Below are 26,372 nucleotides of genomic sequence, written 5' to 3' on the forward strand. Positions count from 1 at the left end.
GCATGTGAGCGTGGGGCCAGGCCTCAGAACACTGGCCTGAGACAGCCCAGTTGTGACCGGGCTATCCACTTGAATGGTGCGACCTCGTGTCGCACGCGGAAGCTGTACCGAAGCTGCACGGCCATCACGCTAGGCAGGTCGAACCCGCATCGCTACCGGGAACACACGAGCGAACCGTCACCGTCGCTGCAGAGTCCGGCTCCGCCGGAACGTCACCGCGACGCTCTGAGTCGCCACCGCAGAATTCGTTTCACCCCCGGCCCGAAAGCCGGAGCACTGCGAATGAATCCCGGTAGCCCTTGGCGGCGAGGGCCTTCACCACAGCCGGATCCGAGAAGAACTCCGCCTTCTCCGAACCGATCATTCCGTGCACGGTCTTCGTTGCCGTGCCCTTGTCCTGACCAGTGCGGCCCGCGACGACGGCTGCTGCCACTCCGCCGATCAACAGGACCGCCAGGACGATTCCCGCGATGCGTCTCACGCCTGGAGCGTGCACCCCGGAATCCAACGTTCCCCGCCTCGGGGGGTGAACACGGGGTGACCACCGGGTCCCGGTACGCAACCGGAGGAGGGGCTGCCGCTACGGGGCGGCGCGGAGCTCCCGCGGGGTCGGCGGGGCGGGGGTGGCACCCGGTCCGCGCGTCGCTTCGAAGACGCGCGGACCGAGGCCGTACGGGGGGCCTCGGCCCGGGCCCGGGCGGTCCGGGCGCGTGGGCGTGGCGGGTCCGGACCGTGGGCCGGGGATTCAGTGGGTGGCCAGCTCGCGGGGTTCGGCGGCGGACGCGTGGGCGTCCATCCGCTCGGCGGAGAGGATCGCCGCGGCCGTGTCGGCGCGGGAGGCCGCGACGACCAGCGCGCGGCCCGCGAGGGCGTGGGCCCGCCGGTGGAGTGTCGCGAGGCGCGACGCGCCGGGTGCCGCGTCGGCCGGGGCGGCCGGCGCGCGCGGCGGGGTGCCGCCGCGCAGCCGCGTCACCTGCTCGGTGAGCCGCTGGACGCCGGCGTCCAGGTCCGCGGACGGGGCGAGCGTACGGATCTCGTCCGTGACGGCGAGCAGTGCCGCGAGGTGACCGGCGAGCTGGATGTCCAGCTCCTCCTCGCGCGACCGGTGGGGGAAGTCCGAGGAGGGGGCGCCGGCCATCGCGTGGACCGACTTCGAGCGGATCGGTTCGTACATGGAATGGCCTCCTGTGCCTGACAGGAAGCCATCCTAGCTTGGATTTCGTCTAAAGTTGAGCAGGTTCGCATACTGGGACGCGGCGTGCACGCAGGGTGAGCGCGGGCCGCGCCCCGGCGGGATCAGGGCTGGCTGTAGCCGTCCAGGAACGAGCCGATCCGTGTCACCGCGTCCGTCAGATCCGCGACCGTCGGCAGGGTGACCACCCGGAAGTGGTCGGGCTCGGGCCAGTTGAAGCCCGTCCCCTGCACGACCATGATCTTCTCTTGGCGCAGCAGGTCGAGCACCATCTGCCGGTCGTCCCTGACCTTGAAGACCTTCGGGTCCAGACGCGGGAAGAGGTACAGCGCCCCCTTCGGCTTCACGCAGCTCACGCCGGGGATCTGTGTCAGCAGCTCGTGCGCGACGTCCCGCTGCTCCTTCAGGCGCCCGCCCGGCAGGACCAGGTCGTTGATCGTCTGGCGCCCGCTGAGCGCCGCGACGACTCCGTGCTGCCCCGGCATGTTCGCGCACAGCCGCATGTTCGCGAGGATCGTCAGACCCTCTATGTAGGAGGAGGCGTGCGCGCGGGGCCCCGAGACCGACATCCATCCGACGCGGTAGCCCGCCACCCGGTACGCCTTCGACATGCCGTTGAAGGTGAGGGTGAGCAGGTCCGGGGCGATCTTGGCGGTCGCGGTGTGCGTGGTGCCGTCGTAGAGGATCTTGTCGTAGATCTCGTCGGAGCAGACCAGCAGGTTGTGCCGCCGGGCGATGTCCGTCAGCCCCCGGAGCATCGCGTCGTCGTAGACCGCGCCCGTCGGGTTGTTCGGGTTGATGATGACGATCGCCTTGGTGCGGTCGGTGATCTTCCGCTCCACGTCCGCGAGGTCGGGCATCCAGTCGGACTGCTCGTCGCAGCGGTAGTGCACGGCCGTGCCGCCGGACAGGGAGACCGCCGCCGTCCACAGGGGGTAGTCCGGGGCCGGCACGAGCACCTCGTCGCCGTCGTCCAGCAGCGCCTGCATCGCCATCACGATGAGTTCGGAGACGCCGTTGCCGATGAAGACGTGGTCGACGTCCGTCTCGATGCCGAGGGTCTGGTTGTGCATCACGACCGCGCGGCGGGCGGCGAGCAGGCCCTTGGCGTCGCCGTAGCCGTGCGCCGAGGAGACGTTGCGGAGGATGTCCTCGAGGATCTCGGGCGGACACTCGAACCCGAAGGCGGCCGGGTTGCCCGTGTTGAGCTTGAGGATGCGGTGACCGGCCGCTTCGAGCCGCATCGCCTCCTCAAGAACCGGACCCCGGATCTCGTAGCAGACGTTGGCGAGCTTCGTGGACTGGATCACCTGCATGTCCGTGAGCTTACGACCGCCCGCCGCGCGCCGGGGCGTGTTTTTCACCACGTGGGACGCGTCGATGTCGGCAATTTTGTCCTCCGGCTGCACCGAACGCCCTGGTGGTCCCTACAATGCGCGATCATGTCCTGGCAGTCCGGAGACCCCGAAGCCCGGCCGACGGTGTACCTCCCGCAGAGCGACGGGGCGACGCCTTCGGCCTACGAGACGTACGCCGATCCCGCCGAGGCCCACGGCTGGCAGAAGGTCTACGCGGACGGTGAGGCCACCGCCGCCCTGCCCGTCGTGCCGGGCGATCCGGCCGGGCGGCAGGAGCGGCTGCTGAACCGCAGGCGCACCCGCCGCGGCCGGTTGAACCGGCGGCTGGCCGTGGCCGGGGGAGCGGTCGGCGTCGTCGTCCTCGGTCTCGCCGTCTCCGGGGTGTTCGACTCGGGGGCGGCCAAGGGGCCCGCCGGCACACCCGCGAGCACGAGAGAGCCGGTGCGCCTCCCCACCGGACCCGTGCAGGCGGACGACGGATCGACCGGGACCGCCTCCGCGCGGCCCCTGGAGGCCCCGCCGGCCACCACGTCGGCGCCCGCGGCCTCCTCCTCCGCCCCGGGCGGGACCGCCACCACGACCGCCTCCGCACCCGGCACCGCTTCCACGGCTCCCGCGCCCTCCGCCACCACCGCGGCGCCCTCGGCCTCCCCGAGCTCCTCGGCGACCGGCGCCACCGGCGGCCGTGGCCGCGGACAGGGGCGCGGCCACGGCGGCTGGTCCGACTGAGGGCCGTCCTGCAATCCCCGGTGGATCGGTGTGCGGCGTCAGCCGCGCCCCCACGGCCCGAAAGGCGTGGGTGGTGTCCCGGCACCGGATGCCGCGAGCCCCGTTCTCCGGGCGGACGACGCCGCGGGTCGGCGCACCCGGTGCCGCAGGAGGCGAACCCGGCGCCGCAAGGGGCGGGCCCGGCTCCGCCGCGGGCCCGTCTCGCCCGCCGGTAGGCCGGAAACCACTCCTTGTTCACTTTTCCCTCCCCCCTCACAATGCGCATGACAACAACTGACCGGAAGACCTCCGGTCAGCGGAAGGCGGCCGGACGACCTTCGGCCGCCCCAAGTCGCAAGAGGGGACCCCCACATGAGAAAGCCTCTCGTCGCCGTGCTGTTCGCCCTGGTGCTGTCAGGGGCGGGCGCGGCACCCGCGGGCGCGGCACCCGCTCCCCACACGGTGCCCGCGTCCCGGCCGACTCCCGCGCGCGCGGCGGACACCGGGGCGGCGCCCGCCGTCCAGGCCGTCAGCCTGGCCGGGACCGTCGCGCTCAGCAACTGCTCGGGCTCGGTCGTCCGCTTCCCCGGCTCGGCGGACACCGACCCGGCGCTCGTGCTCTCCAACGGCCACTGCCTGGAGACCGGTTTCCCGGACCCCGGTGAGGTGATCGTCGGCCAGTCGTCCAGCCGGACCTTCGGCCTGCTGAACTCGGCGGGCACCCGGGTCGCGACGCTGCGCGCGAGCAAGGTCGCGTACTCGACCATGACCGACACGGACATCACGATCTACCAGCTCACCAGCACCTACGCGACCATCAGGAACTCGTACGGCATCAGCGCGCTGACCGTGCAGGACACGCACCCGGTCGCCGGCACCGCCATCACCGTGGCCTCCGGCTACTGGAAGCGCCTCTACAGCTGCAACGTCGACGGGTTCGCGTACCGCCTCAAGGAGGGGGACTGGACCTGGAAGGACTCGGTCCGCTACACCTCGGCCTGCCAGACCATCGGCGGCACCTCGGGCTCGCCGGTCGTCGACCAGTCCACCGGCAAGGTCGTCGCCGTCAACAACACCGGCAACGAGGACGGCGGACGCTGCACCCTGAACAACCCCTGCGAGGTCGACGCGAACGGCACCGTCACCGTCCGCCAGGGCATCAACTACGCCCAGGAGACCTACCAGATCCCGGCCTGCTTCACGACCGGAAACCAGCTGAACCTGAGCCTGAGCGGGTGCGTCCTGCCCAAGCCGTAACACCGCGGGAGGGCGGGCGGTCACGCCGTGCGGCGGACCGCCCGTCCCGCCAGCACGTCCGTCCGGCGCCCGTCCTCGACGACGAAACGGCCGTCGATCAGGACGTGCGGGATGCCGGTCGGCAGGGTGCGCGGCGCCGCGAAGGTCGAGCCCGCCGCGACCGTCGCCGGGTCGAGGAGGACCAGGTCGGCGCGGTACCCCTCGCGGACGAGACCCCGGTCGGGCAGCCGCAGCCGGGCGGCGGGCCTGCCGGTGAGGTGCGCGACGCACTCCTCCAGCGTCAGGACGCCCAGCTCCCGCACGTAGTGGCCGAGATAGTGCGGGAAGGTGCCGTAGGCGCGCGGGTGCGGTTTGGCGCCGTGCAGGATGCCGTCCGAGCCGCCGGTGTGCACCCGGTGCCGCATGATCGCCCGGACGTTCTCCTCGTGGCCGACGTGCTGGAGGATCGTGGGGCCGAGCCCGTCCTCGACCAGCAGCCGCCGGGCGGTGGTCCAGGGCTCCTCGCCGCGCAGATCGGCCGACTCCAGGACGGTCCGGCCGACGTACGGGCCGAGGCCGGGGTCGTTCACCCCCGAGATCTCGATCGTCTCCCAGTCGACGGGCACGCCGTGGCAGCCGTCCGCGCCCACGACCTCCAGGTGGTGCCGGATCCGTTCGGCGGTGGTGTCGTCCCGCAGCCGCGCGAGCACCGCCTCCGGGCCGCCCTCGTTCGCCCAGCTCGGCAGCAGCGCCGCCAGGGTGGTGCACCCGGGGGTGTACGGATAGGTGTCGAGGGTGATGTCGGCGCCCTGCGCCAGCGCCTTGTCCAGCAGGGCGAGGAGCTCCGGCGCCCGTCCTTCGTTCACCGAGAAGTTCATGGTGGCGTGGGCGAGGTGGAGCGGGCAGCCCGCCTCCCGGGTGAGGGCCACCATCTCCTCGTACGCCTCCAGGGCGCCCGCCCCGTACGAGCGGTGGTGGGGGCACCAGTAGCCGCCGTGGTCGGCCACCACCCGGCACAGCGCGGTGAGTTCGGCGTCCCGGGCGTACATCCCGGGGGTGTACGTCAGTCCCGAGGACATGCCGACCGCGCCCTCCCGCAGCCCGTCCGCCACCAACTGCCGCATCCGGTCCAGCTCCCGAGGGGTCGCCTCGCGGTCCTCCCAGCCGACGGCCAGCATGCGGACGGTGCCCTGGGGGACGAGGTAGGCGGCGTTGACCGCGATGCCCTCGCCGCCGAAGCCGTGGTCGAGCCGGTCCAGGTACTCGCCCACGGAACGCCAGCCGAAGTCGATGTCGTCTCCGTCGCCGTTCCAGCCGGTGATCGTCCGGCGGACCTCGGCGAGCGTGCGGTCGTCGACCGGCGCGTACGACAGGCCGTCCTGGCCGATCACTTCGAGGGTCACGCCCTGGGCGGCCTTCGCGCTGTGGTCCGGGTCCCGCAGCAGCGCGAGGTCGCTGTGCGCGTGCATGTCGATGAAGCCGGGAGCGAGGACGAGGCCCTCGGCGTCCATCTCCCGCGTGCCGCGCGGCCGTTGGCAGCCGGCCGCCGCGGCCTCCTTGACGATCGCGACGATCCTGCCTCCCTTGACGGCCACGTCCGCGCGGTACGTCGGCGCGCCGCTGCCGTCGGCGACGTCCACGTCCTGGAGGACGAGATCGGCGTGATCCACGGTGTGTCTCCCGCTTCTAGAAGAACGTACGGACGTAGTCGACGACCGTGCCGTCCGGCTCGACCAGTGGGATGAGCTGCCACTTGTCGAAGGACGTGCACGGGTGGGACAGGCCCATGCCGACCCAGTCGCCGACCTCCAGGTCCGCCTCGGGGGCCGTGCGCAGCCAGGCGTGCTGGTCCGAGAGCCCGCTCACCTCGATGCCGGCCGCCGGCCGCTCGGTTCCGGCGCGGCGCACGACCTGGGCGACGGGCAGGTCGAGGTCGTGGGCCGCGTCCCGCTTGCCGGCGTTGGTGAAGGCCTGTTCGGGGGAGGGGCGTGAGACGACCTGCGACCACAGGCGGAACGCCGGGTGCAGGGCGCCCTCCCGCGGGACGCGGGTGAAGGGGGTGAGCCTGCGGTAGTGGCCGTCGTCGTGCGAGACGTACGCGCCCGAACGCAGCAGCTTCAGGACGGGCAGCGAGAGTCCGGGGATCTCCGCGAAGACGTCGGCGACCGCGTCGAACCAGGCGCTGCCGCCCGCGCTGACGACGATCGTGTCGGCGTCCTTGAACCGCCCGGCGCCGTCGAAGGCCGCCGCGAGCGCGGTCAGCCGCCGCAGCCAGGCGTGCACCCGCTCGGGGTTCGCGTCCGGCACCTCGCCCTCGTACCCGGCGACGCCCGTCAGCCGGAGCGTCCCGGCCGCCGCCACCGCGTCGGCGACCGCCGCGCACTCCTCCTCCGTGCGCGCCCCGGTACGGGCGCCCGCGCCCGCGGCGAGTTCGACGACGACGTCCACCGGGCGGGCGCTCCCGCGCAGGGCCGCGTCCATCAGCTCCACCCCGCGCACCGAGTCGACGTAGCAGACGAACCGGAAGTCCGGGTCCGCCGCCAGTTCGGCGGCGATCCAGCGCAGGGCGGCGGGGTCGACGAGCTCGTTCGCGAGGAAGATCCGGTCGATGCCGAACTCCCGGGCCACCCGCACCTGGTGGGGGACCGCGAGGGTGATGCCCCAGGCGCCGTGCTCGATCTGCCGCCAGAAGAGCTGGGGCGCCATGGACGTCTTGCCGTGCGGCGCGAAGGCGAGGCCGTGCCGGGTGGCGTACGTCTCCATGAGTTCGAGGTTGTGGGTCAGGCGCTCGGCGGAGAGGGCGAGGACGGGGGTGGTGAAGCCGTCCGTGAAGAGGTTGCGGCGCTGCGCGGCCAGCTCGCCGACGCTCAGACCGCCGGCGTCCGGCGGCAGGCCCTTGAAACGGTGGTCGACGCGCTCCGCCGCGAGAGCGGCCAGCGGTGCGGCGGCGGTGTCGGCGCTCATGGGGCCTCCTCGGCCTGTCGATGGCGCGTTGCATCATGTGCAACGCTCATTGCGTATGTCGTTCGTCGCTGTCTAACATCCCAGCCGACGCAGGGTCAACGGTGCCGTCCGCCGCCGTGGGCCGCCAGAGCGAGGAGCCCGACCGCCGTGAGCAGCCAAGGACCCGTGGGTGACGAGTCCCCCGACACCGGCACCGGCGCGGGCGTCGCCCCGGGCACCGGCACCGTCGACGTGGTGGCGCTCGGCGAGTCCATGGTCACCTTCCTGCCCACCCGCCCCGGCCGCCTCGCCGACGTGCCGTCGTTCGAACGGGGCATCGGGGGCGCCGAGTCGAACGTGGCCTGCGTGCTCGCCCGCGCCGGTCACTCCGCCCGCTGGGTCGGCCGGGTCGGCGCCGACGGGTTCGGCGACCACCTGGTGGAGGCGATCACCGCGTACGGCGTCGACACCTCCGCCGTGCGCCGGGACCCCGGACGGCCCACCGGCGTCTACTTCCGCACCGCCGGCGACCGGGCGACCGACGCCCACGAGGTCGCCTACTACCGGGCCGGATCCGCGGCCTCGGCCATGACCGCGCGGAACACGGACCTGGCCGCCGCCCGCTCGGGCCGCGTGCTCCACCTGTCCGGCATCACCGCCGCGCTCTCCGACGGCTGTCTGGACCTGGTGCGCGAGCTGACCGCCCCGCGGACCGGCCGCCCCCTCGTCTCCTTCGACGTCAACCACCGCCCGGCCCTGTGGCGCGGCCGGCCCGGGGGACCGCGCGTCCTGCTGGACCTCGCGCGCCGCGCCGACATCGTCTTCGTCGGGGACGACGAGGCCCGCGACGCCTGGGGACTGCGCGGGGCCCGGGCGATCCGCGAGGCACTGCCCGAACCGGCCGTCCTGGTCGTCAAGGACGGCGGCCGGGGAGCCGTCGTGTTCGACCGGAATGCGGGCGCCGGGGGACCCGGGAGCGGCAGCGGGGCCGGCGAGGGCGCGGACGGTACCGCCGTCTTCGTCCCCGCCCCCGGGGTCGACGTCGTCGCGGCCGTCGGCGCCGGTGACGCCTTCGCCGCCGGGTTCCTCTCCGCCACCCTGCGCGGCCTGCCCGCCCGCGACCGGCTGCGCCACGGCCATCTGACGGCGGCCGCCGCCCTCACCGTCCCCGGCGACCTCGCAGAGCCGCCCGCCCGGCGGCTCGCCGACCGGCTGACGGCCCTCGACGACCGTGCCTGGGAGAGACTTCGTCTCGGCCCCGGCTGGACCGAAGCCGACGCACGGGCCGCGGAGGAGGTACGTACGCCATGAGCCAGACCGTCGACCGAGCGCTGAGCATCCTGCCGCTGCTCGCCGAGGGCCCCGCCGACCTCGGCCAGGTCGCCGACCGCCTCGGCGTCCACAAGTCCACGGCCCTGCGCCTGCTGCGCACCCTGCACGAACACGGCCTGGTGTACCGCCAGTCCGACCAGCGCTACCGCCTCGGCGCCCGGCTCTTCGCCCTCGCCCAGGAGGCCGTCGAGAACCTCGACGTCCGCGAGATCGCCCACCCCCATCTCGTCCGCCTCAACGAGAGCTGCGGACACACCGTCCACCTCGCCGTGTACGAGGAGAACGAGGTGCTCTACATCGACAAGGTGGAGAGCCGCTACCCGGTGCGCATGTACTCGCGGATAGGGAAGCCCGTCGCCATCACCGTCGCCGCGGTCGCCAAACTCCTGCTCGCCGACCTGCCCGAGGCCGAGCGCCGCGCCGTCGCCGACAGGCTCGACTACCCCGTGTACACGGCCCGTTCGACGCCGAACGCCCCCGCCTTCCTGAAGGAACTGGCGACGGTGCGCGAACAGGGCTGGGCCACCGACCTCGGCGGCCACGAGGAGTCCATCAACTGCGTCGCCGCCCCCGTCCGCGGCGCCGACGGACGCGTCGCCGCCGCGATGTCGGTCTCCGCGCCCAACGTGGTCGTCACCGCCGAGGAACTCCTCGCCCTGCTCCCGCTGGTGCGCCGCACGGCCGACGCCATCAGCCGCGACTACTCCGGCAAAACCCCCGTGAAGGAAGACACCGAGGAATGAGCACCGCATGACCGACAAGATCGCCCTCACCCCCGCGACCCACACCACCCCGCCCGCCCGGTTCTCGCACGGCGTGCGGAAGGGGAGCATCCTCCAGGTCGCCGGGCAGGTCGGCTTCCTGCCCGCCGAGGAGGGCAGGCCCCCGACGCCCGCGGGCCCGACCCTGCGCGAGCAGACCCTCCAGACGCTCGCCAACGTCAAGGCCGTCCTCGAGGAGGGCGGCGCCGGCTGGGACGACGCGATGATGATCCGCGTCTACCTCACGGACACCGGCCACTTCGCCGAGATGAACGAGATCTACGACCAGTACTTCGAGGAGCAGGGACTCACCGCGCCCCCCGCCGCCCGCACGACGGTCTACGTCGGCCTGCCGGCCGGACTCCTCGTCGAGATCGACGTGCTCGCCGTCCTCGGCTGACGTCCCCTCCGGGCCCACGCCCGCACGACCCCCGCGCGACCGTGTGACCCACACGGGCCGAACCCACACGGGCTGACCCCACACGGGCTGACCCCACACAGGCCGAACCCGCGTGATCGGCGCGACCCGCGCAACTCCCGCACCCCGTACGACGTCACGGTGCGGCACCCGCCACCCCGGGGTGCCGCACCGCGATCCGCCCTGCCCGAAAGCCCCACGCACCGACGGAAGAAGAGGCTCCCCGACATGTCGTCGTACCCGCTCGCAGCGACAACCCCGGCCCCGGCCCCGGAGGCACCACCGCACACCGGCGGTCTCCTGCTCCTCCTCGACGGCACGGCCGGACTGCTCACGGTCGCCGCCCTCGGTATCGCGCTCCTCCTCTTCCTGATCATCAAGGTCAGGCTCCAGCCGTTCGTCGCCCTGCTCGCCGTCTCCATAGCCGTCGGCCTCGCGGCCGGACTCTCGGTCACGGAGCTGTTCGGCACGGTCCAGCGGTCCACCGCCGTATCGGTCGTCGAGACCGGCATGGGCGGCATCCTCGGCCATGTCGCGATCATCATCGGTCTCGGCACGATGCTCGGGGCGGTCCTCGAAGTCAGCGGCGGCGCCGAGGTGCTGGCCTCCCGGCTGCTCGGCCTCTTCGGGGAACGGCGGGCCCCGCTCGCCATGGGCCTGACCGGCCTGATCTTCGGCATCCCGGTCTTCTTCGACGTCGGCATCTTCGTCCTCGCGCCGCTCGTCTACGCCGCCGCCAAGCGGTCGGGCAGGTCGATCCTCCTCTACTGCCTGCCGCTGCTCGCCGGCCTGTCGATGACCCACGCCTTCCTGCCGCCGCACCCCGGCCCGGTCGCCGCCGCCGGACTGCTGCACGTCCAGCTCGGCTGGGTCGTCCTCATGGGCGTCGTCTGCGGAATCCCCGCCGTACTGGCCGCCTGGGTCTACTCCGCCTGGATCGGCAGGCGCCTCTTCGTCCCCGTACCGCAGGACATGGTCGAGGCGGCCGCCGAGGCCAGGCGGGCCGTCGCCGAGGAGCGGCGGGGCGCGGGTGCCGCGCTGCCGGAGGGCACCGACGGCCCGGGCGAGGGCGCGGAACCGAGGGAGAAGCCGGTGCCGCTCGGCACGGTCCTCGGCATCATCGGCACGCCGCTGCTGCTCATCCTCGCGGCCACCTTCTCCTCGGTCGCCCTCGACCCCTCCACGCCCCGCTCCGTCATCGAGTTCTTCGGCAGCCCGTTCGTCGCCCTCACCATCGCCCTGCTCCTCGCCTCCTACCTCCTCGGCATCCGCCGCGGCTGGTCCCGCAAGTCCCTGGAGACGGTGGCCACTTCGTCCCTCAAGCCGGTCGGCAACATCCTGCTCGTGGTCGGCGCGGGCGGTGTGTTCGGCGCCGTGCTGAAGGCCAGCGGGGTCGCCCAGGCCCTGTCGGACACCTTCAACGACGTCGGCCTCCCGGTGATCGTCCTGGCCTATCTGATCTCCCTGGTCCTGCGGGTCGCCCAGGGCTCGGCGACGGTCGCGATCGTCACCACGGCCGGAATCGTCGCGCCGCTGCTCACCGAGGGCCACCACTCGCAGGCATTCGTCGCCCTCGTCATCATGGCGATCTCGGCGGGCTCGATCTTCGCCTCGCACGTCAACGACGGCGGCTTCTGGATGGTGGCCAAGTACTTCGGCATCAGCGAACGCGACACCCTGCGGACCTGGACCGTGCTGGAATCGGTGCTGTCCGTCGCCGGGTTCGCCGTGGCCGCCGCGATGAGTCCCTTCGTGTAACAGTGGCATCGCCAATTCGGGGCCGACTGTGCCTCGCACAGGATCTTCGACCATACTTCCGGCTGTGGAGCAGCGCATAGGTTCGAAGAGCCAGCCCCTGGACGCCGCCGCGGTGAACCCGGCGTACATCCCCGGGCTTACGTCACCCGTGCCGGCGGAGCCGAAGGACGCGGTCGTGGAGACCGAGGAGGCTGCCGAGGAGACCGTCGCCGACGGGACGGTCTCCGACGACGCGGCGTCCGACGCGGCGCCCGCCGACGATGCCTCGGAGGAGGCCGAGTCCGAGGAGGCCGGGTCCGAGGAGGAGAGCGGACCCGCCCCCGACGGCCCCGTCTTCGAGGCGTCCGACCGGCGTGCCTCGATCAGGGCCGACCACAGCGGCGTCCTGCTGCGCCTGGACGACCAGGAGGCGGAGTTCCGCTGGGACGAGATCGGCGCCGTCGAGACGGAGTCGCCGCGCTTCGGCAAGCGGTTCACCATCACGGTGCACACGCCGGAGCGCCGCTGGTACCCGATAGAGATCGAGGCGAACGCCCGGGCACGCTTCAAGGAGTGGGAGGAGCAGCTCGACGCCGTCCTGGACGCCTACTTCGACGACGGCGAGCCCGAGGCCGATGCCGAGCCCGAGTCGAAGGCCGAGCCCGAGTCGAAGGCCGAGGCCGAGACCCGGGGCGAGGGCGAGACCCGGGGCGAGGGCGACGACGACGGCGAGGACGGCAAGGACAAGGCCGAGAAGTAAGCGGTACGGGGATCCGCGCGCCCGGTCAGGAGGGCACGCGGATCCCCGGCCACCGGCCGGTCAGGCCGGCGCGTCCCCGCTAGGAGCAGTACTGCGCCGCCTTGCCGATGGACCGGTACATGCAGTCGGCGTTCTCCAGGAGCTGGAGCACCGCGTCCCGGTTGCGTGAGGTCTCCCGCTCGATGACCTCGTCGGGCGGGTAGAAGCCGCCGCCGGAGCTGGACGACGGGTACATCTCGAAGGTGTAGTCGAAGATCTTGTGGGCGCCCCAGAGGTAGTCGTCGATCGAGCCGTCCGTGATGTACAGGTCACTGGCCTGCTCGGCCGTGTACCCGTTGCTGGCGGCCATCTTCTGTCCGACGGCCTTGAACGCGGCGGCGTCGTCCGCCGTCAACCCCGTCGCGGTGTCGGCGGTGGTGTACCCGTACGGCCACAGCACCAGCTCGCTGTAGGTGTGGAAGTCGATCCCGGCGGTGATCTGCTGCTTGCCGCCGACGACCCGGCCGCGCACGAAGTCGGAGACCACCTTCACCTCGGGCGCCGACTCGGCCGACGTGCCCCGGTAGGTCTCGGAGGACGTGGACCCCGAAGAGCCGCCGCAGCAGCCCCACTTGTAGTTCCAGTTCCGGTTCAGGTCCGTACCGACGTACGAGGAGCCGGAGTTGGGCTGGCGGTTCTTGCGCCACGAGCGGTAGGAGCCGCTCGCGATGTCGTACTCGCCACCGTCCGGGTTGAGGTCCGGGACGATCCAGACCTCACGGTTGTTCACCATGCTGGTGATCCGGGAGTCGCTGCCGTAGCCGGCCCCGAACTCGCGCAGCAGATACAGCGCCATCTCCACCGTGAGGTGCTCGCGGGCGTGCTGGTGGAAGGTCAGCAGGACCTCGGGCTCGCTCTCGTCGGTGGCCACGTTGTCGCTGACCTTGATGGCGACGATGTCCCGGCCCTGGTAGGACTTTCCGATCACCCGCTTGCTCATGATGCTCGGGTAGGCCGTCAGCCGCTGGTTGATCTCCGTGTTCATCTCGGCGTAGTTGTGGTACTTCGAGTCCGCCGTCGGGAAGTCGAAGAGCCGTACGTCGCTGCCGGAGGAGCGGTCGGGCGCCGAGCCCAGCGGTGTGATGTCGTAGCCCTGCTTGCGCAGTGCGGCGATCTGGTCGGCGCGGCCCGAGACGACGACGGTCTCCTCGTCGGCCTCGTCCACGGTGACGCCCGACCGCTGGATCTCCGTACGGGACGCGGAGGTCGAGCCCTGGTGGATCTCGTACTGCCTGATGTCGTCGGACGACGGGGCGAGGGCCCTGGCCCCGCTCGCCGTGGCGTCGGTGGCCGTGGCGGTCAGGGGAGCCGCGAGGGCGAGTGCCGCGAGGACGGCGAGGGCGGCGGTGCGCCGGCCCCCTCTGCCCCTGCCGTCGGTTCTTCCGCTGCCACGTGGGCGAAGTCGCATGAAGTCTCCTCGTTTCTCCGGTAATTCCGGGATCTCCGGAATTGTGGGGGAGCGGAGCCGGGGGATGGCTCAAGGTGACGTGCCTGGTGCGGGTGTGGCGCTCATGGTGGGGGCTGTGGCATGAGCAGGTCAAGGAATGAGAGAGGGGTGTCGGCGGGAATCGGCCGCCCGGAACGGGGCCGGCCCCGCCCGCCGCGACTGCGGCGAACGGGGCCGGGACGGAGGACCACCGGGGTGGACCGCCAGGGTGGACCACCAGGGTGACGGGGTGGACCGTCAGGGTGGAGTCGGGACCTACAGCGCGTGCACGTGCGGGCCCACCGCGTTCGACCAGGCGTTGCCCGCCGAGGCGTCCCAGTTGGTCGACCAGGTCATGGCGCCGCGCAGGCCCGGGTAGGCCTTGGCGGGCTTGAACGAGCCGCAGTTGGTGAGCTTGGTCAGGCAGTCCAGGGCGTTGTTCACGATGGTCGGGGAGACGTAACCGCTGCCCGCGCCGCTGGTGGAGGCGGGGAGGCCGAGGCCCACCTGGGAGGCGTCGAGGCCGCCCTGGAGCTGGATGCAGGCGAGCGCCGTCAGGAAGTCGACCGAGCCCTGCGAGTAGACCTTGCCGTCGCAGCCGAGCATCGAACCGCTGTTGTAGTACTGCATGTTGACGACGGTGAGGATGTCCTTGATGTTCAGGGCGGTCTGGAAGTAGGCGTTCGACGTGGACTGCATGTCGATGGTCTGCGGGGCCATGGTGATGACCAGGGACGAGCCCGCCTTCGCGGACAGCGACCGCAGCGCCTGGGACATGTAGGTCGCGTTGAGGCCGTTCTCCAGGTCGATGTCCACGCCGTCGAAGCCGTAGGTCTGCATCAGGGAGTAGACGGAGTTGGCGAAGTTCGTGGCCGACGCGGAGTCGTTCACCGAGATGGTGCCGTTCTGGCCGCCGATGGAGATGATGACCTTCTTGCCCGCGGCCTGCTTGGCCCTGATGTCGGCCTTGAACTGGTCGACGGTGTAGCCGCCGAGCCCGGCCGAGTCGAGCGTGAAGCTCACGGCGCCCGGCGTGCTCGTGGCGTCGGCGAACGAGACGGCGATGATGTCGTACTGCGACTGCACGGCGGACAGCTTCTGCACGGTCGCGCCGTTGTTGAAGTTCTGCCAGTAGCCCGTCACGGCGTGCGCGGGCACGTTGCCGCCGCCTCCGCCGCCGGTCGCGGCCGTCGTCCCGGTGACGGCCGACGACTTCGCCGACTCACCCGCCGCGTTGGTCGCGCTGACCTGGAACGAGTACGACGTGGAGGCGCTGAGCCCCGAGACGGTCGCGGAGGCCCCGCTCACCGACTGGACCTTGGAGCCGCCCCGGTACACGTTGTAGCCGGTCGCGCCGGACACCGCGTTCCAGGCGAGGGAGACGGACGAGGAGGTCGTGCCGGACACCGCGAGGCCCGCGGGGGTGGCCGGGACCGTCGGGGCCGGGTCGCCGCCACCGCCGCCGTCGGGGCCGAACACCGAGAAGTCGTCGGCGAGGTAGGCGGGCTGTCCGTACCAGCCGTGCGACCAGACCGAGACCGACGTCGTCGAGGCGCCGGTGGTGAAGGTGGTCGTGAGCTGCGTCCAGGTGGTGTTGGGCGTCCACGTCGAGACGTCCGTCGTCCCCGTGCCGGTCACCCCGAGGTAGGTGTAGGAACCCTGCACCCAGGCGCTCAGCGTGTACGTCGAGTTGGGCTTCACGGCGACGGACTGGGAGCACTGGGCGAAGTCCTGCCCCGCGGGCGTGGCCTTCAGGGCGGCCGAGCCGCCGTGCACCGGGGAGGAGACGGTCGTACCGCTGCCCGCCGAACAGGTCCAGTTGCTCAGGCCGGACTCGAAGCCGCCGTTCTTGACGTTGTTGACGTCGGCGGCCTGGGCCTGGCCGGCCATGCCGGTGAGGGAGAGGACGGACGCGGTGACGGCGGCGGCGAGGGCTCCCGCCCATCTCCGTTTGGGCATACGGGTGACGCGGTCCACTGGGTCCTCCAGGGAGAGGTGGGGGAGGGGAGGGGGATCGGAACGGTGGCCACCGCCGGTGGGTACAAGTTGGTCCAGACCAATCTGGTTGTCAAGTCCCACGGCACCCCCAACCCCCTTGTGAGAGGCCGCAGTTGTTTTGAGACGACTTACTCTCCGTCGATCAAGCCCGCACCTTCGGTGAGATGATCTGGCAGATTCGGTGTTGAGCGGGCCATGCCGTGGATATGGTGCTGATGCAAGAGGGTGTCACCGTGGCGATCCGCGGCCGTCGAATGAACGACCGTGACGCTCCATGGCGACAAATGGGCGATCTGAGGCGGTGGTTGACCATCCCGCCGCAGCGAACGGGGTGTGTGCAGCGTGCCGACCGCGATAGCCGTCACCAGTCCCGATCTGGTGCTCCCGCCGTACGACCGGCAGACCCCGCCGGCGGTCGTCCAGCCGCTCGGCACCCTGGAGGACTCCCTCACCGGGATGCACGCGCTCATCGAGCAGCACGGGTACGTCATCTCCCTCTACCCGGCCTCGGCCGAGACCGCCGTCACCCGGCGGCTGCACACCGTCCGCTCGGTCCTGGAGAGCGACCGCATCGCGCTGCTCGGCATCGACCTGCCACCGCTCGGGGTCGCCCTGCTGGCCCAGCAGTTACGCCAGCTCTCGGTCTGCGACTTCAGCCCCGGCGTGCTCGCCTCCGCCGCCCGGCTGCTCGCGCACTACATCTACGCGGGCGCGTTGCTCGGCTCGGTCGCCAGACTCGACCGGGTCCCGGTCTCCTTGAAGTCGCACGCCAAGTCATGGGTGCCGGGCGCCCAGTTCGCCGTACTCGCCAATCCGCGCGCCGAGTTGATCAGAGTCGGCCAGGAGGACCTGCCCGGACCGGAGTTCGGGACCCGGCTGCTCTCGGCCGCCGGCCAGCCGCCCTCCGACTGGGTCACCTCCACCCTCGCGCCCGCCTGGCAGGTCCAGGGCGCCGCGACCGTCCCGCTGCCCGGTGAGTCCGTCCGCTGGTGGGGGACGAACCGGCTCGTCGAATTCGCCGCCGGGCTGTACGACGTCTCGGTCCTCTACCAGCTCGTCTCCTCCGTCCGGCGGGACGAGTGCCGCTGGTGCGGCCTCGAACTCATCGGTGACCGCTGCGGGTTCTGCGCCGCCCCGCTGTCGCCGCCCTCCGCCCAGGAGCCCCTGGCCACCACCGTCCGGGCGGCCCCCGCGGTACGCGCCCTGCCCCGAGGCGCCACATAGCCCCCTCGGCCCGTCCCCGCCGCGCACCAGGCCCGACCGGACAGCGCACCAGCACGGCAGAACAGCACCTCAGGCACCACCGCCCAGCACCTCGGGCACCACCCGCCCGAACCCGCCGTCCCCGTAGATCGAGGTTGTCCTGAACATGCTGCATCATCCCGGAGGTCACCCCCCGGATCCCCGGCAGGAACGACAGCCCGGTCCACCCCCCGGCACCGCCCCACGAGGAGAGAATCAGTGAACTCGCGCCAGCGCCGCGGCGTCATCCTGCTGGTCCTCTCGGTCCTGTGCGCCCTCGGCGCCTTCGCCGGAGTCCTCTCGGTGATCCGCGACGTGAACTCCAAGGTCGGCCCGGAGGTCACGGCGTACCGCCTCAGGAGCGACATCGCGCCCTACAAGGAGCTGACGGCCGACCAGTTCGAGAAGATCTCGATGCCCGAGCGGTGGCTGTCGTCCACCGCCGTCACCGACCTCTCCCGCATCCGCGGGAAGATCGCCGTCACCCGGCTGGAGAAGGGCTCCCTGCTCCAGGCCGACATGATCGTCGCCAAGCCGGAGCTGGCCCCCGGGCAGCAGGAGATCGCCATCATGATCGACGCCTCGACCGGCGTCGCGGGCAAGATCGACCCCGGATCGCGGGTCAACATCTACGCCACCTTCAAGGCCGAGAACGACAGGGGCAAGGACCAGTCCAAGGTGATCGTCGAGAACGCCCGCGTCATCGACGTCGGCAGGCTCACCGCCCTCGACCCCGACCAGTCCGGCTCCGACCGGCGCAACAGTGCCGCCCAGGCCGTCCCGATCACCTTCGCCCTCGGCGCCGCCGACGCCCAGCGCGTCGCGTACGCCGAGTCGTTCGCCGAACACGTCCGGCTCGCCCTGGTCGCCGGCGGCTCCGAGGCGGTCGTGGCGCCCGGCGACCGTACGTACACCCTCGACGAGGACAAGTAGGAGGCCGCGCATGAGGTCCATGCCCACGAGGCGGTGCCCGGGACCGCGTTCGAGGCCGGCGCGCACGACATGGACGCGGCGACGGGTTCCCGAGGTGCCGGGCGCGAGGGCCGACGCACGGCACGTCAGTGCCACGACAGGGCCTGGGCCCTGTCGTCAAATCCCCGTCTGCCCGGCGACGCCATGCACGCCCTCTCGCCGCACCGGCCCCAGACCCGAGTACATCCAGTACGCAGGCCTGGGGCCGGCACGCCGAGAGCACGCACCTGACGCCGCCGGGCCCGCCCTTCGGGCGGACGACGGGGATGTGACGACAGGGCCCAGCGAGGAGCTTCGCCGATGACCATCCGTATCCTTCCCGCCGTCGGCGACATCGACTCGGCCCGCGCGCTCACCACCCTGCTGAGCCAGCTGGCCGACACCGAACCCGCCCCGCCCGTACCCGACTCGACAGCACTCCTCGACACCCTCGCGCGTCTCGCCGCCGAGTCCCTCGACGAGCTCCCCGAAGTCGTCCTCGTCCACGAACGCATCGGCCCCGTACCGGCGTTGGACCTGATCCGCGAGCTCGTGATGCGCTTCCCCGCGGTCGGTGTCGTCCTCATCACCGCCGACACCAGCACCGGTGTCCTCACCGCCGCCATGGACTCCGGCGCCCGCGGCATCGTCGGCCTGCCGCTCGGCTACGACGCCCTCGCCGAACGCGTCCAGGCCGCCGCCGCCTGGTCCGCCGGAATGCGCCGCCACCTGCACAGCGGCGCGCCCGAGCTGTACACGGGCCCCGGCGGCACCGTCGTCACGGTGACCGGCGCGAAGGGCGGCGTCGGCGCGACCGTCACCGCCGTCCAGCTCGCCCTCGCCGCGAAGGCGTCCGGACACAGCGTGGCGCTGCTCGACCTGGACCTCCAGTCCGGGGACGTGGCCTCGTACCTCGACGTGCAGTTCCGCCGCTCGGTGGCCGACCTGGCGGCCATCACCGACATCAACCCGCGCGTCCTCCAGGACGCCGTCTACACCCACGACAGCGGCATCGCCCTGCTGCTGGCCCCCTCCGAGGGCGAACGGGGCGAGGAGGTCACCGACCGGGTGGCCCGCCAGGTCCTCGGCGCGCTGCGCTCCCGCCACGACGTCGTGGTCGTCGACTGCGGCTCCCAGATGAACTCGGCCACCGCCGCGGCCGTCGAGATGGCCGACCGGGCCCTGCTCCTCGTCACCCCCGACGTCATCGCCGTACGCGCCGCCAAACGCATGGTCCGCATGTGGGACCGCCTCCAGATCCGCAAGGCGGAGGAAACCACGACGGTCGTGAACCGCTCCACCCGCGGTACGGAGATCCAGCCGTCCCTCGTCGAACGCGTCACCGGAACCAAGGTCGCCCGCTCCGGGGTTCCCGCCGCCTTCAAGGAACTCCAGTCGGTCGTCGACGCGGGCCGCCTCCAGGACCTGGACGCCCGCTCGACCGTCAAGCAGGCGCTGTGGGCGCTCGCCGCCGAGGTGGGCCTCGTGATCCCCCAGGAGGGCGGCTCCGGAGGCAGGCGCCGCAAGGCGTCCGCGTCGGACCGGGGCGCGCTCTCGCTCCGCGGCCGGAACGCCGACCGGGGAGCGGTCACCCTCGAATTCGCCGGGATGTTCCCGCTGCTCCTGGTGGTCATGACGATCCTGTGGCAGTGCGTGCTGTACGGCTACTCGTACTCGCTGGCCGGGAACGCGGCGGACGAGGCGGCACGGGCCGCGACCGCCGCCTACGCGGTCCACGAAGACTACGTGGGCGCCTGCTCCTCGGCAGGCAGCAAGCACCTGCCGGGCTCCTGGAAGGACGCGGGCATCGACTGCGTCCCGTCGGGCCAGGTCATGACGGCCACCGTCGAGGTCGACGTCCCCCTGTTCTTCCCCGGATTCGACGCGGGCTTCCACGTGAAGGGCAGGGCGGGCGCGGCACTGGAGGGGGAGGCCGGATGAGGACGCACCCGCAGGCGGCATCCACTGGTACCTCACATGTCCCGTGTGAAGGACAGGACGGGCGCCGCGCCGGAAGGGGAGGCCGGATGAGGACGCACCCGCAGACGGCATCCGGCGGAAGGGGGCGTGCCGGTACATCACATGTCCGTCGCTTACGTCCGGATCGGCCGACGCTTCACACCACACCGACGTCTGATCCAACGGCGACGGACGGATGTACCGGCACGCCCCCGACCCACGACGCACCTGCGCCCACGTCCGGAGCCGCACCCACGCCCGCGCGTCGGCTCCGGCCCCGTGACGACCGCGGCGTCTCCATCCTGGAGTTCGTCGGCTTCCTGCCGATCCTGCTGATGGTCGGGATGGCGGCCGTCCAGCTGGGACTCATCGGGTACGGCGTCAACCAGGCGGGCTCGGGGGCGCGGGCCGCCGCGAGGGTCGCCTCGCAGGGCGGCGACGGCGGGGCGGCGGGAACGGCCGCCGTGAGCGGATGGCTGGACCCGAGCGTCGATCCCGTGCCGGGCCCCGACCTCACCACGGCCACGGTCACCGTCACGGTCCCCAACGTCATCCCCCTCTTCGACAGTTACACCATCACCCGCCGCGCCACCATGCCCACCGACGACTGACCGGGAGGAGCCGACACCATGAGCCTGCGTTCCCGCATCGCCTCCCCCGACGAGGGGGGACCCGCCCGTGAGGACGGACACCTCGTCGCCGTCTACCGCGCCAAACTCCTGGAGGAGATCGACCTCGCGGAGATGTCCAGCCTGGCGGCGGCCGAGAGAAGGGTCCGTCTCGAACGGGTCCTCGGCCACATCATCAGCCGCGAGGGCCCGGTCCTCTCCACCGCCGAACGCTCCCAGTTGATCCGCCGGGTCGTCGACGAGGCCCTCGGACTCGGCGTCCTCGAACCGCTCCTCGCCGACGCGTCCATCACCGAGATCATGGTCAACGGCCCCGACTCGATCTTCGTCGAGCGGGCCGGCCGCGTCGAACAGCTGCCGCTGCGCTTCGCCTCCGGCGAGCAGCTCATGCAGACCATCGAACGCATCGTCTCGACGGTCAACCGCCGCGTCGACGAGTCCAACCCGATGGTCGACGCCCGGCTGCCCACCGGCGAGCGCGTCAACGTCATCATCCCGCCGCTCGCCCTGACCGGCCCCACCCTCACCATCCGCCGCTTCCCCCGCGCGTACACGCTCCCCGAGCTGATCGGCCTCGGTTCCCTGGACGAGCAGACGCTCATGCTGCTCGCCGCCTTCGTCCGGGCCCGCTTCAACGTCATCGTCAGCGGCGGCACCGGCAGCGGCAAGACGACCCTGCTCAACGCGCTCTCCGGTCTGATCCCCGCGCACGAGCGCATCATCACCATCGAGGACTCCGCCGAGCTCCAGCTCCAGCAGGAGCACGTCATCCGCCTCGAATCACGCCCGCCGAACGTGGAGGGCAAGGGCCAGATCACCATCCGCGACCTGGTCCGCAACTCCCTGCGCATGCGCCCCGACCGCATCATCGTCGGAGAGGTCCGCGGCGGCGAGACCCTCGACATGCTCCAGGCCATGTCGACCGGCCACGACGGCTCGCTCGCCACCGTCCACGCCAACTCCGCCGAGGACGCCCTCATGCGCCTGCAGACCCTCGGCTCGATGTCCGAGGTCCAGATCCCCTTCGAGGCGCTCAAGGACCAGATCAACTCCGCCGTGGACGTCGTGGTCCAGCTCTCCCGGCACGCCGACGGCTCCCGCAAGGTCACGGAGGTCGCGCTGCTCGTCTCGCACGGCCGCGAACAGTTCCGCGTCGCCCCCGTCACCCGCTTCGTGCCCCGCCCGGTCGGCCCCGACCGCGTCGTGCGGGGCCACTTCGAGCACCTTCCGCTGCCGCGCCCGGTCGCGGAGAAGCTGTACGTCGCCAACGAGCCGCTGCCGCCCGCCTTCGGCGTCGCCGAGGCCATCGACGTACTCAATACGAGGCAGGCGATCGGTTGACGCCCGCCACCACGGAGCCCCCGGCCACGAGCCCTTCCGTCCCCGGCCCCTCCACCCCCGACCCTTACGCCCCCAGCTCCTCCACCCCCGACCCCTCCGCCTCCAACTCCTCCACCCCTGTCTCATCCACTCCCGCACCCATCACCTCCGAAGGGAGGCAACCGTGAACGACCCCGCGCTCCTCGCCCTCGGCGGGACGCTCCTCGGCGGCACGCTCGCCGTCGCGGGCGTGCACACCTACGCCTCCGGCCGGGCCCAGCGACGGGACCTCATCGACCGTCTCTCCGACGGCGACCGGGTCCTCACGGCGGGCGGCAGGACACGCCGCTTCGCGGGCGTCGACCGCAGACTGCGCCGCACCCGCCTCGGCCGCACGATCCACCTGCGCCTGACGGCCACGGGACTCGACCTCACGGCGGGGGAGTTCTTCACGTACGTCACCGCCGTGGTCGTCGCCCTGTGGCTGATCGCCGCCGCGACCCTGGCCCCCTTCTTCGGTCCGATCGCGGCCCTCCTCGGCGTGTGGAGCGCGGGCATCTTCCTCAACTGGCAGCGCCAGAAACGCATCGAAGCGTTCATCAACCAACTCCCCGACGTGGCGCGCCTGCTGGCGAACGCGACGGCGGCCGGCCTCGCCCTGCGGACGGCGCTCGCCATGGCCGCGGAGGAGCTGGAGGCCCCGGCCGGCGAAGAACTCGCGCACGTGGCCGACCAGTTGACGCTGGGCCGCACGATCGACGACGCCCTCGGGGAGCTCTCGCAGCGACTGCCCTCCCGCGAGCTGATCGTCCTCGTCACCACCCTCGTCCTGGCCAACAAGGCGGGCGGCTCCGTCGTCAGCTCCCTGCGCAACCTCACCCAGACCCTGGAGGACCGCAAGGAGACCCGCCGCGAGGTCCGCACGATGCTCTCCGAGGTCAACGCGACCGCCTTCACGGTCCCCTTCCTCGGCATCGGCTCGCTGGTGATGATCAACTCCTCGAACGAGGGAGCGCTCGCCCGCGTCACCGGCTCCCCGCTCGGCCAGGGCCTCGTCCTGCTCTCCCTCGGCCTCTACACCGTGGGCTTCTTCGTCATCCGCCGACTCGGCAAGATCGAAGTGTGAGGGAGGGGTCACCGTGCTTCCGCTGCTGCTCGCCGTCCTGATGGGGACGGCCGTCGCGGGCGTCCTCCTGGGCGTCCGGATGATCCGCTCCGAGGTCAAACTGCCCAGCGACCTCCAGCTCGCCCTGGAGGTCGGCGGCACCCGTGTCTCGGCGGCGGACTCGGCCGTCGACCGCCTCGGCATGCGCTTCGCGCCGACCGTCCTGCGCCTGATGGGACCCCGGCGCGTGGACGCCAAACGCCGGCGCATCGACATGGCCGGCAACCCCGGCGGTCTGACCCTGAACCGCTACGCGGCCCGCCGCGCGGTGTACGGCGTCTTCGGCGTCGTCCTCGGCCTGGTCTTCCTCTCCAACGGCCAGCTCCTCTTCGCCGTGCTCACCCTGGCCTTCGGGCTGGTCGCCGCGGACGCCCTCATCTGGCAGGCGGTCCGGGAGCGCAAGGAGGTCATCGACCGCACCCTGCCCGACTTCCTCGACGTCCTCGCCGTCGTCGTCTCCGCGGGCCTCGGCTTCCGCCAGGCCCTGGACCGCGTCGCGGAGAAGTACGAGGGCCCCTGGGCGGACGAACTGCGCATCACCCTGCGCCAGATGGACATGGGCGTCAGCCGCCGCCAGGCCTTCGACGAACTGCGCAGACGCAACTCCTCCGAGCAGGTCGCCCAGTTCGTCTCGGCGCTCCAGCAGGGCGAGGAACTCGGTTCCCCGATCGCCGAGACCCTCATCCAGCTCGCCACCGACATGCGCCGCACGGACGCCCAGAACGCCCGCCGCCGCGCCGCCAAGACCATCCCCAAGGCCACGATGGTCACCCTGGTGTTCATGCTCCCGGCCACGATGATCCTCATCGCGACGGGCATGTTCCTCGGCTCGGGCACCGACTTCGGCTCGATCCTGGGGCGCTGATGAGAAGCCTCCCGAGCGGCCGGTCCCACACGGCCCACGAACACCCGCACCCGTTCCCGGGGTTCACACGAGGCCGAGCGCACCGGCCCCTCGCACTCGCGCGAGACCGTGCGCGCGAGTCCCTCGCACTCGCGCGAGGCCGTACGCGCCGGTCCCTCGAACGCGCCCGGAGGCGTGCGCGCCAGGCTCTCCGGCACGCGCGGAACCACGAGCGACGGGGCACCGGCTACCTCGCGGACGACGCTCCCGCACCCGGCGGCGTCCGCCTCCAGCTCAACGCCCTCCAGGCCCTGTGCCGCCAGGCCTTCGCCGTCCGGCTCGCGGCCATCGTGGTCGGCGCCCCCTTCGCGATGACGAACGCCACGGGCGGCCTCCCGCGCCACGCGGTCCTCGCCGCGGCCGTCCTCGGGGTCATGGGCTCCTACGCCATGCTGCGGGACTGGGACCGCTTCGGCCCCCGCCTCCTCGCCCACCCGACCCTGATGGGCCTGGACCTCACCTTCGGCGCGGTCCTGCTCCTGACCGCGTCCCCGGCCTCCCCCCTCGCCTACGCCACGGTCTGCACCCCGCTCCTGTCGGGCCTGCTCTACGGCTGGCGCGGCGCGGGCGTCTTCACCGGATTCCAGCTCGTCGTGCTGCTCACGGTGTTCAGGGCCTGGGAGCACCGGCCGGGAGCGGGCTCCAGCACCCTGCTCGTCGCGGGCTTCTGCGTCGGCGCGGGCATCATCGGCGTCACCCTGCGCAATCTGCTGTTCCGCTTCGGCACGGCGGGACAGGCCCTGGCCGAGGCGACCAGCAGGCTCGCCGTGGCGGAGGCCGTGGAGTCCGAACGGGCCCGCCTGGCACGCGAGATGCACGACTCCGTGGCCAAGACGCTGTACGGTCTCGCGCTGGCCGCGGAGGCCCTGGCCGCCTCCGCCGACGGTGCGGACCCGGGGGAGCTCAAACGGCAGGCGACCGTCGTCGCGGACGCCGCGCGCCTCGCCGCCGCCGAGTCCCGCACGCTCCTGACCGACCTGCGGCGGCACACCGACCTGAGCGACCCGGACATCGACCTCCTTCCCGAACTCGACGCCATGGCAGCCGACTTCGAGGCACGGACCGGCCTCGCCCCGGTCGTACGGCACCGGGGCACGCCCCCGGTCCTGCCGGCCGCCGCCGCTCACCACGTTCTCGCGATCGTGTCCGAGGCGCTGGAGAACGCCCACCGCCACGCGGACGCGAGCGTGCTCACGGTCGAACTCGACGTGTCGAAGCGCGAGTTCTCCCTTCTCGTCCGCGACGACGGCGTGGGTCTCCCCGCCCCGGCGACCCCCGCCGCACTCGCCGCCTGGACGAGATCCGGCCATTTCGGCCTGCTCGGCATGACCGAGCGGGCCGCGTGCGTCGGCGGCCTCGTCGGGCTGGACCGGTCCCCCGACGGAGGCACCGAGGTCCGGCTGACCCTCCCGCTCTCGACGGCCGCCCTTCCCGCTCCCCCCACTTCCCAAGAGGAGGCCGCACATGCCTGACCAGGCACTTCCCGGCCCGTCCCTGCGTGTCCTGGTGGCCGACGACAACCCGGTCGTACGGGCCGGCCTGACCGCGCTGCTGGACGCGCACCCCGACATCACGGTCGTCGCGGCGGCACGGGACGGCGCCGAGGCGCTGGACCGCGCCGTCCTCCTCCTCCCGGACGTGGTCCTCCTCGACGTCCGGATGCCCGGCACGGACGGACTCACCGCCCTGCCCGAACTGTGCGCGATCGCCCCCGTGATGATGCTGACGTACAGCCGCGAACCCGAGGTCGTGGCCGAAGCCCTGCGCAAAGGCGCGTCCGGCTACCTCGTCCACGGCGAGTTCACGGCGGCCGAACTGATCGCCGCCGTGCGGGAGATGCGCCACGGGCGCCCGACTGTCCCGGATTCAATCGGAGTTTCGTACCAACCGCACCCATTCTCTTCGCATCTGCAACCTGCTGTGGCACAGTCTTCGGAGGCTCGGCCACTGCCGGTGGGGGGACTTCACCGCCATGCCGCCCATCAGTCCGCGTTCGGCCTGAGTTCGAGGGAGGTGGAGGTGATGGACCTCATCGCGGCCGGTATGAACAACCGCCAGATCGCCGCCACCTGCTTCATCGCGGAGAAGACCGTCAAGAACCACATCAATCGCATCTTCGCGAAGCTGCACAGTTCCTCGCGGAGCGAAGCGATCGCCCACTGGCTGGGCACGGCGCACGAGGGGTGGGGCCGATGACTCCGCCTCCGGCTTCCAGCCGCGGAAGTTGGGCCCAGGGGCCCACTCGCCGTAGGCGACTTCTCACGTACGGTGCTCGGGTCGTTGACGACCTCGGC

22 protein-coding genes and 1 pseudogene are annotated in these 26,372 nt (G+C 71.9%); 16 read left to right on the plus strand and 7 right to left on the minus strand.

Going from position 1 to position 26,372, the window contains the following annotated elements:
• Window positions 1-292: 292 nt before the first annotated feature.
• The 3 genes and pseudogenes from ACFW6B_RS11835 to ACFW6B_RS11845 all read right to left on the minus strand — a co-directional run.
• Window positions 293-481: pseudogene (locus tag ACFW6B_RS11835) on the minus strand (hypothetical protein); the annotation flags it as partial.
• Window positions 482-745: 264 nt separating this feature from the next.
• Complete coding sequence (locus ACFW6B_RS11840; protein ID WP_386594674.1) at window positions 746-1,174, minus strand: hypothetical protein; 429 nt, start codon at window positions 1,172-1,174, stop codon at window positions 746-748.
• Window positions 1,175-1,296: 122 nt separating this feature from the next.
• Window positions 1,297-2,508, minus strand: coding sequence for a pyridoxal phosphate-dependent aminotransferase (locus tag ACFW6B_RS11845; RefSeq protein WP_386594676.1), 1,212 nt, complete (start codon window positions 2,506-2,508; stop codon window positions 1,297-1,299).
• 126 nt (window positions 2,509-2,634) lie between these two features.
• On the opposite strand from ACFW6B_RS11845, the gene ACFW6B_RS11850 reads away from it, so the two are divergent.
• Together ACFW6B_RS11850 and ACFW6B_RS11855 are read left to right on the plus strand one after the other, a co-directional pair.
• On the plus strand, window positions 2,635-3,279 hold the full coding sequence (locus ACFW6B_RS11850; RefSeq protein WP_386594679.1) for a hypothetical protein: 645 nt from the start codon (window positions 2,635-2,637) through the stop codon (window positions 3,277-3,279).
• A gap of 351 nt (window positions 3,280-3,630) precedes the next feature.
• Complete coding sequence (locus ACFW6B_RS11855) at window positions 3,631-4,515, plus strand: serine protease (RefSeq protein ID WP_386594681.1); 885 nt, start codon at window positions 3,631-3,633, stop codon at window positions 4,513-4,515.
• A 20-nt stretch (window positions 4,516-4,535) separates the two neighbouring features.
• Here ACFW6B_RS11855 and ACFW6B_RS11860 read toward each other — a convergent pair whose 3' ends face one another.
• Both ACFW6B_RS11860 and ACFW6B_RS11865 read right to left on the minus strand, forming a co-directional pair.
• Window positions 4,536-6,164, minus strand: a complete 1,629-nt coding sequence (locus ACFW6B_RS11860) for an amidohydrolase family protein (RefSeq protein ID WP_386594683.1) — start codon at window positions 6,162-6,164, stop codon at window positions 4,536-4,538.
• A 16-nt stretch (window positions 6,165-6,180) separates the two neighbouring features.
• A complete protein-coding gene (locus ACFW6B_RS11865) occupies window positions 6,181-7,458 on the minus strand; it encodes an amino acid deaminase (protein ID WP_386594685.1) in 1,278 nt (425 codons plus the stop codon).
• A 165-nt stretch (window positions 7,459-7,623) separates the two neighbouring features.
• On the opposite strand from ACFW6B_RS11865, the gene ACFW6B_RS11870 reads away from it, so the two are divergent.
• From ACFW6B_RS11870 to ACFW6B_RS11890, 5 genes are all read left to right on the plus strand, one after another.
• The gene (locus tag ACFW6B_RS11870) at window positions 7,624-8,748 is read left to right on the plus strand and encodes a sugar kinase (protein WP_386595014.1); all 1,125 of its coding nucleotides are present in this window, start codon (window positions 7,624-7,626) and stop codon (window positions 8,746-8,748) included.
• A complete protein-coding gene (locus ACFW6B_RS11875; RefSeq protein WP_386594687.1) occupies window positions 8,745-9,512 on the plus strand; it encodes an IclR family transcriptional regulator in 768 nt (255 codons plus the stop codon). Before ACFW6B_RS11870 ends, ACFW6B_RS11875 begins: the two co-directional genes overlap by 4 nt.
• A gap of 7 nt (window positions 9,513-9,519) precedes the next feature.
• Window positions 9,520-9,930: a RidA family protein gene (locus tag ACFW6B_RS11880; protein ID WP_386594689.1), complete on the plus strand. Its 411-nt coding sequence runs from the start codon at window positions 9,520-9,522 to the stop codon at window positions 9,928-9,930.
• 246 nt (window positions 9,931-10,176) lie between these two features.
• Window positions 10,177-11,706, plus strand: coding sequence for a GntP family permease (locus ACFW6B_RS11885; RefSeq protein ID WP_386594691.1), 1,530 nt, complete (start codon window positions 10,177-10,179; stop codon window positions 11,704-11,706).
• A 64-nt stretch (window positions 11,707-11,770) separates the two neighbouring features.
• Complete coding sequence (locus ACFW6B_RS11890; RefSeq protein WP_386594693.1) at window positions 11,771-12,445, plus strand: hypothetical protein; 675 nt, start codon at window positions 11,771-11,773, stop codon at window positions 12,443-12,445.
• 79 nt (window positions 12,446-12,524) lie between these two features.
• Here the strand turns inward: ACFW6B_RS11890 and ACFW6B_RS11895 are convergent, their stop codons facing one another.
• A complete protein-coding gene (locus tag ACFW6B_RS11895; protein WP_386594695.1) occupies window positions 12,525-13,892 on the minus strand; it encodes a M14 family metallopeptidase in 1,368 nt (455 codons plus the stop codon).
• 294 nt (window positions 13,893-14,186) lie between these two features.
• Entirely contained in the window at window positions 14,187-15,869 is a 1,683-nt protein-coding gene (locus tag ACFW6B_RS11900; protein WP_386594697.1) for a chitinase, read from the minus strand.
• 381 nt (window positions 15,870-16,250) lie between these two features.
• On the opposite strand from ACFW6B_RS11900, the gene ACFW6B_RS11905 reads away from it, so the two are divergent.
• The 9 genes from ACFW6B_RS11905 to ACFW6B_RS11945 all read left to right on the plus strand — a co-directional run bounded on the left by ACFW6B_RS11905 (window position 16,251) and on the right by ACFW6B_RS11945 (window position 26,274).
• On the plus strand, window positions 16,251-17,132 hold the full coding sequence (locus ACFW6B_RS11905; RefSeq protein ID WP_386594699.1) for a hypothetical protein: 882 nt from the start codon (window positions 16,251-16,253) through the stop codon (window positions 17,130-17,132).
• 237 nt (window positions 17,133-17,369) lie between these two features.
• A complete protein-coding gene (gene cpaB, locus ACFW6B_RS11910; RefSeq protein ID WP_386594701.1) occupies window positions 17,370-18,083 on the plus strand; it encodes a Flp pilus assembly protein CpaB in 714 nt (237 codons plus the stop codon).
• 339 nt (window positions 18,084-18,422) lie between these two features.
• A complete protein-coding gene (locus tag ACFW6B_RS11915) occupies window positions 18,423-20,042 on the plus strand; it encodes a CpaE family protein (protein WP_386594703.1) in 1,620 nt (539 codons plus the stop codon).
• A gap of 353 nt (window positions 20,043-20,395) precedes the next feature.
• The gene (locus ACFW6B_RS11920; protein ID WP_386594705.1) at window positions 20,396-20,671 is read left to right on the plus strand and encodes a hypothetical protein; all 276 of its coding nucleotides are present in this window, start codon (window positions 20,396-20,398) and stop codon (window positions 20,669-20,671) included.
• 18 nt (window positions 20,672-20,689) lie between these two features.
• Window positions 20,690-22,030, plus strand: a complete 1,341-nt coding sequence (locus ACFW6B_RS11925) for a CpaF family protein (protein ID WP_386594707.1) — start codon at window positions 20,690-20,692, stop codon at window positions 22,028-22,030.
• Between the two features lie 163 nt (window positions 22,031-22,193).
• Window positions 22,194-23,135 carry a type II secretion system F family protein gene (locus tag ACFW6B_RS11930; RefSeq protein ID WP_386594709.1) on the plus strand — a complete coding sequence of 314 codons (942 nt, stop codon included), beginning with the start codon at window positions 22,194-22,196 and terminating at the stop codon, window positions 23,133-23,135.
• Between the two features lie 13 nt (window positions 23,136-23,148).
• Entirely contained in the window at window positions 23,149-24,039 is an 891-nt protein-coding gene (locus tag ACFW6B_RS11935) for a DUF5936 domain-containing protein (protein WP_329301453.1), read from the plus strand.
• Window positions 24,039-25,550 carry a sensor histidine kinase gene (locus ACFW6B_RS11940; RefSeq protein ID WP_386594713.1) on the plus strand — a complete coding sequence of 504 codons (1,512 nt, stop codon included), beginning with the start codon at window positions 24,039-24,041 and terminating at the stop codon, window positions 25,548-25,550. Before ACFW6B_RS11935 ends, ACFW6B_RS11940 begins: the two co-directional genes overlap by 1 nt.
• Window positions 25,543-26,274, plus strand: coding sequence for a response regulator (locus ACFW6B_RS11945; RefSeq protein WP_386594715.1), 732 nt, complete (start codon window positions 25,543-25,545; stop codon window positions 26,272-26,274). Before ACFW6B_RS11940 ends, ACFW6B_RS11945 begins: the two co-directional genes overlap by 8 nt.
• Window positions 26,275-26,372: the final 98 nt, after the last annotated feature.

Source organism: Streptomyces sp. NPDC058751, from assembly GCF_042746485.1.
Taxonomy (GTDB): domain Bacteria; phylum Actinomycetota; class Actinomycetes; order Streptomycetales; family Streptomycetaceae; genus Streptomyces.